This window comes from Streptomyces albidochromogenes (assembly GCF_005981925.1).
Taxonomy (GTDB): domain Bacteria; phylum Actinomycetota; class Actinomycetes; order Streptomycetales; family Streptomycetaceae; genus Streptomyces; species Streptomyces albidochromogenes.
Genome location: NZ_VBVX01000291.1, coordinates 1 through 7,790 on the forward strand (window position 1 = coordinate 1; position 7,790 = coordinate 7,790).

Annotated in this window: 8 protein-coding genes; 6 read left to right on the plus strand and 2 right to left on the minus strand. The window is 69.2% G+C overall.

Annotation, left to right across the window (positions count from 1 at the left end):
* The first annotated feature begins 148 nt into the window (after positions 1-148).
* The 5 genes from E2E34_RS27630 to E2E34_RS27650 all read left to right on the plus strand — a co-directional run bounded on the left by E2E34_RS27630 (position 149) and on the right by E2E34_RS27650 (position 2,522).
* Positions 149-715 (plus strand): hypothetical protein, encoded by a 567-nt coding sequence (locus E2E34_RS27630; protein ID WP_138904621.1) that lies wholly within the window; start codon positions 149-151, stop codon positions 713-715.
* Positions 716-729: 14 nt separating this feature from the next.
* Positions 730-915 (plus strand): hypothetical protein, encoded by a 186-nt coding sequence (locus tag E2E34_RS27635; RefSeq protein ID WP_138897886.1) that lies wholly within the window; start codon positions 730-732, stop codon positions 913-915.
* 104 nt (positions 916-1,019) lie between these two features.
* Positions 1,020-1,514: a BlaI/MecI/CopY family transcriptional regulator gene (locus E2E34_RS27640; protein WP_138904617.1), complete on the plus strand. Its 495-nt coding sequence runs from the start codon at positions 1,020-1,022 to the stop codon at positions 1,512-1,514.
* Positions 1,515-1,523: 9 nt separating this feature from the next.
* On the plus strand, positions 1,524-2,042 hold the full coding sequence (locus tag E2E34_RS27645) for an amino-acid N-acetyltransferase (RefSeq protein ID WP_138904618.1): 519 nt from the start codon (positions 1,524-1,526) through the stop codon (positions 2,040-2,042).
* Positions 2,043-2,186: 144 nt separating this feature from the next.
* On the plus strand, positions 2,187-2,522 hold the full coding sequence (locus tag E2E34_RS27650) for a histone-like nucleoid-structuring protein Lsr2 (protein WP_138897888.1): 336 nt from the start codon (positions 2,187-2,189) through the stop codon (positions 2,520-2,522).
* On the opposite strand, the gene E2E34_RS27655 is transcribed toward E2E34_RS27650, so the two are convergent.
* Positions 2,501-3,091 carry an SCO3374 family protein gene (locus E2E34_RS27655; RefSeq protein WP_138904619.1) on the minus strand — a complete coding sequence of 197 codons (591 nt, stop codon included), beginning with the start codon at positions 3,089-3,091 and terminating at the stop codon, positions 2,501-2,503. The genes E2E34_RS27650 and E2E34_RS27655 overlap by 22 nt on opposite strands.
* Positions 3,092-3,542: 451 nt before the next feature.
* Between E2E34_RS27655 and E2E34_RS27665 the strand changes: the two genes are divergently transcribed.
* Positions 3,543-6,071, plus strand: coding sequence for an ATP-dependent Clp protease ATP-binding subunit (locus tag E2E34_RS27665; RefSeq protein WP_138904620.1), 2,529 nt, complete (start codon positions 3,543-3,545; stop codon positions 6,069-6,071).
* 89 nt (positions 6,072-6,160) lie between these two features.
* Here E2E34_RS27665 and dacB read toward each other — a convergent pair whose 3' ends face one another.
* A complete protein-coding gene (gene dacB / locus E2E34_RS27670; protein WP_138904623.1) occupies positions 6,161-7,711 on the minus strand; it encodes a D-alanyl-D-alanine carboxypeptidase/D-alanyl-D-alanine endopeptidase in 1,551 nt (516 codons plus the stop codon).
* Positions 7,712-7,790 lie beyond the last annotated feature (79 nt).

Genomic DNA, 7,790 nt, shown 5'->3' on the forward strand with positions numbered 1-7,790 from the left:
GTCAGACGTGTATAAGAGACAGGCGCCGGCCCGCCCCGGCCGCTCACGGTCGGGCGCTCGCCGCGCCGCCATAGATCCATTAAACAGATTTTGTCCGTTTGGCGCGTATTGTCACCTCATGCCCACGCCCTACGGATCCCGTGGCGGAATGGCGTTCGGCGCGGACGAGCTGCGTGTGCTCCGACGCGCCCTCGCCATCGCCCTCCATCCCGCGTCACTTTCCGACGAAGACGTCCAGGACTGCCTGCGCCTCGCCGGCACCCTGGACGAGGCGGTCCGCGAGGCGGACCGGTTGCGCGCGTTCCTCCTCGCCGACCTCGCCCGCTACCGCGACGCGCTGCCCGCGGCCGCCGGCGGCTATCTGGGGCTGCTCCAGGACGCCCTGGCCACCGGCTACCAGCCCGTCCCCGAGGACCTCGTGGCCCTGCGCGGACTGCGCGGCACGCCGACGGGCGCCGCGCTCCTCGACCGCTGCCGGGCCGTGGCGGAGCAGTCCGTACGGGCGCGCCTGGCCGGCCGCAGCGCCGCGCCCCTGCCGCGCACCCGGCTGCTGGCCATCGCGGGCGGCCGCGCCCCGGGCTCGGACGAACCGCCCAAGCCGAAGCAGCCGGAGCCCTCCCGCGATCCTTTGGAGCGCCCTATGCCGAAGCCCTCCGAGGTGTTCCCGCCGCGCAGACGCCCCGAGCCCCCGCGCGAGCAGAGGGCGGCGGGGTAGCTACCCTGGACCGCATGGACTACGTTTCCGCGCTCCTGCCCCCCGTGGTGATGGCCGCGTTCTTCATCGCTCTGGTCACGACGATCGTCAAGACGCAGGGCGGCTCCAACAAGGCCAAGGAAGACGCGGCCGTGGACGCCACGCTCGCCCGGGCGGAGAGCGCCCGCCAGGCGGGCCGGCCGAACCCCGGCGACGCCTGACCGGCACCGCGCTTCACGAGGGCGTACGGCTCATTTCGAGCCGTACGCCCTTTTCGCTGCGCAAATAACCAGCCATTACCGATTTCTCCTACTATGGTGGCGCTGTGCCTCGCCAATTGGGAGAGCTGGAAGACGCCGTCATGACGCGCGTGTGGCAGTGGAACCGACCGGTCACCGTCAGGGAAGTCCTGGAAGACCTTCAGAAGGAACGGTCCATCGCCTACACCACGGTCATGACCGTAATGGACAATCTCCATCAGAAGGGCTGGGTCCGCAGGGAAGTCGAGGGCCGCGCCTATAGATATACGGCTGTCTCCACCCGCGCCGCCTACTCGGCCGCACTGATGAACGAAGCCTGGTCGACGAGCGACAACCCGGCGGCGGCTCTTGTCGCCTTCTTCGGCATGATGTCGGCGGAGCAGCGGGAGGCACTGGAAGACGCGATGCGCGTTGTTCAGCGCACCGATCCCGTGACGGAACCGGCGGCGGAACCGGAACCCGCCCCGGAACCCGCGGGAGAAGCCGCCGGAGAACCGGCCGCGGAACCCGCCGCCCCTCCCGCGGAGGCTGCCGGGGATCCCGAGGGCCCGGGGCGATAGCGTCGACGTATGCCGTCAGAGCAAAAAGCCATCACCGTCCGGCGGGCGAGGACCAGTGATGTGCCTTCCGTACGCCGTCTCGTCGACACGTACGCACAGAACCGCATCCTGCTCGACAAAGCGAACGTGACGCTTTACGAGGACATCCAGGAGTTCTGGGTCGCCGAACGCGACGAGGACGCCGCCGTGATCGGCTGCGGCGCGCTGCACGTCATGTGGGAGGACCTCGCCGAAGTGCGCACTCTCGCCGTCGATCCCTCCTTCAAGGGCGCCGGAGTGGGGCACCAAGTGCTGGGCAAGCTGCTGCAGACCGCGCGCTGGCTCGGCGTGCGCAAGGTTTTCTGCCTGACCTTCGAAGTCGAGTTCTTCGTGAAGCACGGCTTCGTGGAGATCGGAGAGGCGCCGGTCGACACAGATGTGTACAGCGAGCTGCTGCGTTCCTATGACGAGGGTGTGGCGGAGTTCCTCGGTCTCGAACGGGTGAAGCCGAACACCTTGGGCAACAGCCGGATGCTTCTGCACCTGTGATCGCCGGAAGCCGCCGGAACCCTATGTCCGAAACGCGCACGTTTCCCGTCTTCTCGCGGTACTGAACCTCCGCCGGGGGTTTGTGTTTTCCAGGGAAAAGCGGTTTCCTTTCCGCGTACTGCATTTTCGATGAAAGGAAATCCGGTGGCACAGAAGGTTCAGGTCCTTCTTGTCGATGACCTCGACGGTGGCGAGGCGGACGAGACCGTGACGTTCGCTCTGGACGGCAAGACCTACGAGATCGACCTCACCACCGCGAACGCGGACAAGCTCCGCGGTCTGCTCGACCCGTACACCAAGAGCGGCCGGCGCACCGGTGGCCGCGCGGCTTCCGGTCGCGGCAAGACGCGCGCCGCCACGGGCGGCAACCAGAACACCGCCGAGATCCGTAAGTGGGCCAAGGCGAACGGCTACAACGTGAATGACCGCGGCCGCGTCCCGGCCGACATCCGTGAGGCCTACGAGAAGGCCAACGGCTGAGCATTCGCGTGAGCGGAATTCGTACGGGACAACCGGGCCCGGTGGCATTCCGTCGCCGCCGTGCCCACAAGACGTACGAGATCGGGTGTTTCCCCACGGCACCCGAGTCCGGCGAAGGCCGGCAGGGTCGGTTCCACCTCGTGCCGCGGCTCGGGGGGCCGCAGCCATACGGCGGCCCCCTGCGCGCCGGCCCAGCCCGGCGGTGAGGGCGCGGTCATCCGCCCGCCCGCGCCCAGTGCCCGCAGGTCGAGGGCCACGCCACCCCACTCCAGCCAGTCGAGCAGGCCGGGAAGCTCCTCGGCGCTCCCGGCGGCCACCAGCAGCCGCATCCGCCGCCCCATGAGCGCGACGGGACCCGTGAGCCCCGCGTGACGCCGCAGTACGGCGAGACCCGCGTCGGCGGGCAGCTCCAGGACGTCGAAGCGCAGGCCGGTCAGCAGCCGCACGGGGAGACCCCGGGCGCCGGCCGCGGTGGCCCAGCCCAGCTCGGTCTCGTACCACTGCGCGATACGGTCTTCGAGCGAGGGCTGCGACAGCGGCGTGCGCGGGGACGGAACCGTGGGCGTCATGTCCGGACCAACTCCTGAAACGCCCCGGGGTTACGCTGCGTGGACGATCGACTGCGCTGAGTCGCCGACTCGGGGGCGTACGGAGGCATTCGGCGGCGCAAGGATGTTCGCCCGTAGCTGAGGGAACTGGCGCGCGCCGCATGGAGTGTCAGTGCTTACGGGTAAGACATTCCTAGTGGGAAAGGGTCGACCCGCCTGCCGGACCGTCTCACGTTCGCCATCGGCGTAGTGGATGAACGGGTATCCGCTTGGCCTGCGGGAACATCGTCTCCCACCATCAGGTTGGAGCAGGTGTCGGCTGTTCGGCAGCTCGATTCCCCGCGGAGGCGGGGGTGATCCGGACGGATGTCGGCAGTTGGAATGAGCTGTCCCGTCCTACGGGACTAGCATGCGGAAGGACTGGGAGGGGACCGACCCCTCACTGACCGACCGCTCTGAGGAGCGATTAACGATGTTCGAGAGGTTCACCGACCGCGCGCGGCGGGTTGTCGTCCTGGCTCAGGAAGAAGCCCGGATGCTCAACCACAACTACATCGGCACCGAGCACATCCTCCTGGGCCTTATCCACGAGGGTGAGGGTGTCGCCGCTAAGGCCCTGGAGAGCCTCGGGATTTCGCTCGAGGCGGTCCGCCAGCAGGTGGAGGAGATCATCGGTCAGGGCCAGCAGGCTCCGTCCGGTCACATTCCCTTCACCCCTCGTGCCAAGAAGGTCCTGGAGCTCTCGCTCCGCGAGGCCCTCCAGCTCGGCCACAACTACATCGGTACGGAGCACATCCTGCTCGGCCTGATCCGCGAGGGCGAGGGCGTCGCCGCCCAGGTCCTCGTGAAGCTGGGCGCCGACCTGAACCGGGTGCGCCAGCAGGTCATCCAGCTGCTCTCCGGCTACCAGGGCAAGGAGACCGCCGCTGCCGGCGGCCCGGCCGAGGGCACCCCCTCGACCTCCCTCGTGCTGGACCAGTTCGGCCGCAACCTGACGCAGGCCGCCCGCGAATCCAAGCTCGACCCGGTCATCGGGCGCGAGAAGGAGATCGAGCGGGTCATGCAGGTGCTGTCCCGTCGTACCAAGAACAACCCGGTCCTCATCGGCGAGCCCGGCGTCGGCAAGACGGCGGTCGTCGAGGGCCTGGCGCAGGCCATCGTCAAGGGCGAGGTGCCCGAGACCCTCAAGGACAAGCACCTCTACACCCTCGACCTCGGCGCGCTCGTCGCCGGTTCCCGCTACCGCGGTGACTTCGAGGAGCGCCTGAAGAAGGTCCTGAAGGAGATCCGCACCCGCGGCGACATCATCCTGTTCATCGACGAGCTCCACACCCTGGTGGGTGCGGGCGCCGCCGAGGGCGCGATCGACGCGGCTTCGATCCTGAAGCCGATGCTGGCCCGTGGTGAGCTCCAGACCATCGGCGCCACGACGCTCGACGAGTACCGCAAGCACCTCGAGAAGGACGCGGCCCTCGAGCGCCGCTTCCAGCCGATCCAGGTGGCGGAGCCTTCCCTCCCCCACACGATCGAGATCCTCAAGGGCCTGCGCGACCGCTACGAGGCGCACCACCGCGTGTCCATCACGGACTCCGCGCTGGTCGCGGCAGCCACCCTGGCCGACCGCTACATCTCGGACCGCTTCCTGCCGGACAAGGCGATCGACCTGATCGACGAGGCCGGCTCCCGGATGCGCATCCGCCGGATGACCGCGCCGCCGGACCTCCGCGAGTTCGACGAGAAGATCGCCGGTGTCCGCAGGGACAAGGAGTCCGCGATCGACTCGCAGGACTTCGAGAAGGCGGCTTCCCTGCGCGACAAGGAGAAGCAGCTCCTCGCGGCCAAGGCCAAGCGCGAGAAGGAGTGGAAGGCCGGCGACATGGACGTCGTCGCCGAGGTGGACGAGGAGCTGATCGCGGAGGTCCTGGCCACGGCCACGGGCATCCCGGTCTTCAAGCTCACCGAGGAGGAGTCCTCCCGCCTGCTGCGCATGGAGGACGAGCTCCACAAGCGCGTCATCGGGCAGAAGGACGCCATCAGGGCCCTCTCGCAGGCGATCCGCCGTACGCGGGCCGGCCTGAAGGACCCGAAGCGCCCCGGTGGCTCGTTCATCTTCGCCGGCCCGTCCGGTGTCGGTAAGACCGAGCTTTCCAAGACGCTCGCCGAATTCCTCTTCGGCGACGAGGACGCACTGATCTCCCTCGACATGTCGGAGTTCAGTGAGAAGCACACGGTTTCCCGCCTCTTCGGTTCTCCCCCCGGTTACGTGGGATACGAAGAGGGCGGACAGCTCACCGAGAAGGTGCGCCGCAAGCCGTTCTCCGTCGTTCTCTTCGACGAGGTCGAGAAGGCCCACCCCGATATCTTCAATTCCCTGCTCCAGATTCTGGAGGACGGTCGCCTGACCGACTCCCAGGGCCGGGTCGTGGACTTCAAGAACACGGTCATCATCATGACGACCAACCTCGGGACCCGGGACATCTCCAAGGGCTTCAACCTGGGCTTCGCCGCCCAGGGCGACGTCAAGACCGGCTACGAGCGGATGAAGAACAAGGTCAACGAAGAGCTGAAGCAGCACTTCCGCCCCGAGTTCCTCAACCGTGTGGACGACACGGTCGTCTTCCACCAGCTCACCGAGGAAGACATCATCCAGATCGTCGACCTCATGCTGGCCAAGGTCGACGAGCGCCTGAAGGACCGCGACATGGGCATCGAGCTGAGCTCGGAAGCCAAGTCGCTGCTCGCGAAGAAGGGCTACGACCCGGTCATGGGCGCCCGGCCGCTGCGCCGGACGATCCAGCGGGAGATCGAGGACGTCCTGTCCGAGAAGATCCTCTTCGGCGAGCTGCGTCCCGGCCACATCGTGGTCGTCGACGTGGAGGGCGAGGGTGAGGCGAAGAAGTTCACCTTCCGCGGCGAGGAGAAGTCGGCTCTGCCCGACGTCCCCCCGATCGAGCAGGCCACGGGCGGCAGCGCCGGCCCGAACATGTCGAAGGACGCGTAACCGCGACCTGAGCGCCTGAAGGGGTGGCCCCGGAACGAAAGTTCCGGGGCCACCCCTTTTTCGCGTCGTTCAGGGTGGTTCAGCGTGGTTCAGCAGGGGGCGGGCTTGCGCCAGGAGCATTCGAGGGACGCGTCGGCCGCCCCGGCGGGAGGCGCGACCCGAGGTGAGGTGGGACGTACGAGGGTCGTGCGGGTCTCGGTCGAGGAGGCGAGGGTGGTCACGATCGCGTCCTCGACGCTCTTGACGGACGCCGCCAGGTGGTTGTTGAGGAGGATGCTGAAGACCAGCTCGCGCCCGCCCGCGTCCGTGACGTACCCGGAGAGCCCGGAGGCGCCCGTCAGGGTGCCCGTCTTGGCGCGGGCGTTCAGCGCGGCGGGCGTCTTGCACATCCGGGAGCGCAGGGTGCCGCCGATCGCGCGGTCCGGGTCGCAGGCGACGGGCAGGGACGCCTTCCAGTCGGCGTACCAGGGCGCGGTGCGCACGGCGAGGAGGAGCTTGGTGAGCTGGGCGGCCGGGATGGTGTTCATGCGGGAGAGGCCCGAGCCGTCGACCTGCCGGAGTGTGGCCGTGTCGACGCCTTCCTTTTTGAGGTACGCCGAGATACCGGCCAGGCCGGCGCTCCAGGTGCCTTCGCCGGTCGTCTCGTGGCCGATGGTCTTGGTGAGCGCCTCGGCGTGCATGTTGTTGGACAGCTTCATGAAGGGGCGCACCAGCTCCTTCAGCGGCATGGACGTGTGGGTGGCCAGGGGCTTGGCGTCCTCGGGGGTGGGGCGGCCCAGGCGGGTGGGGCCGTTGACGCGTACGCCGTGGCTGTCCAGCGCGTCGGCGAAGACGGCGGCGGCGTAACCGGTCGGCTCCCAGACGCTGACCCACTCCTTGACGGGGGCGGCGCCGACCGGGATGTCACCGGCGACGACGACGGTGTTCGAGCCGTGCTCGCGTTCGACGGTGAGCGTCCGGGGCCGGCCGGCGGGGACGGTCGTGGCCCGCACGTCGAGGTCGACGTAGTCCGTGCGCGGGGTGAGCCGGAGCTCGGGCTCCGCGCCGGGCTCGGCGCCGGGGGCCGCCTCGACGATGACCGATCCGGCGTCGTAGTCGGTGTCCGGGGCGACGGTGAGCGCCGAGATCGGAGCGGAGTAGTACGACGATTCGTCGTCGGCGGCCCAGGAGCGGCCCAGGCGCTGGGTGTCGAAGCGGGTGTCGTCGGCGACGAGGCGGCCGGAGACGCGCTTGATGCCGGTGGCGGCGACTCGGCGGGCGAGTGCGTCGTAGTCCGCGGCGAGGGTGGTGGGGTCGCCGGTGCCGCGCAGGTAGAGGTCGCCGCGCAGGACGGAGCCGTGGCGGGTGCCGGTGGCGAGGGCGTCCGTGCGGTAGCGGTAGTCGGGCCCGAGGACGGCCATCGCCGCCGCGGAGGTGGGCAGTTTGGTGTTGGAGGCGGGCATGAGGCGGTCGGAGCCGTCGCGCTGGTAGAGCGTCTCACCGGTGGCGGCGTCGGCCACGACGACGCTCGCGGCCCCGCCGTCGAGGCGGGCGTCGGTGAGGATGGTGTCGATCGCGCCCTTGATTCCGGAGCCGGAGGGCTCGGCGACGGTCGCGCCGGACGAGCTCCAGGCCAGCGCACAGGCCACCACGACGGCCAGCGGCCACGTGCGGGTGCGGGTGCCGGTGCGGGCGGGCGTACGGGCGGCCGTGGAGGCGGAGGCGCGGTGCGGGCGGCGC

Bases quoted from the DNA above. Each gene is read 5' to 3' on its own strand.
- E2E34_RS27630 (WP_138904621.1), top strand. From the start codon at position 149: ATGGCGTTCGGCGCGGACGAGCTGCGTGTGCTCCGACGCGCCCTCGCC.
- E2E34_RS27635 (WP_138897886.1), top strand. From the start codon at position 730: ATGGACTACGTTTCCGCGCTCCTGCCCCCCGTGGTGATGGCCGCGTTC.
- E2E34_RS27655 (WP_138904619.1), bottom strand. From the start codon at position 3,091: ATGACGCCCACGGTTCCGTCCCCGCGCACGCCGCTGTCGCAGCCCTCG.
- E2E34_RS27645 (WP_138904618.1), top strand. From the start codon at position 1,524: ATGCCGTCAGAGCAAAAAGCCATCACCGTCCGGCGGGCGAGGACCAGT.
- E2E34_RS27665 (WP_138904620.1), top strand. From the start codon at position 3,543: ATGTTCGAGAGGTTCACCGACCGCGCGCGGCGGGTTGTCGTCCTGGCT.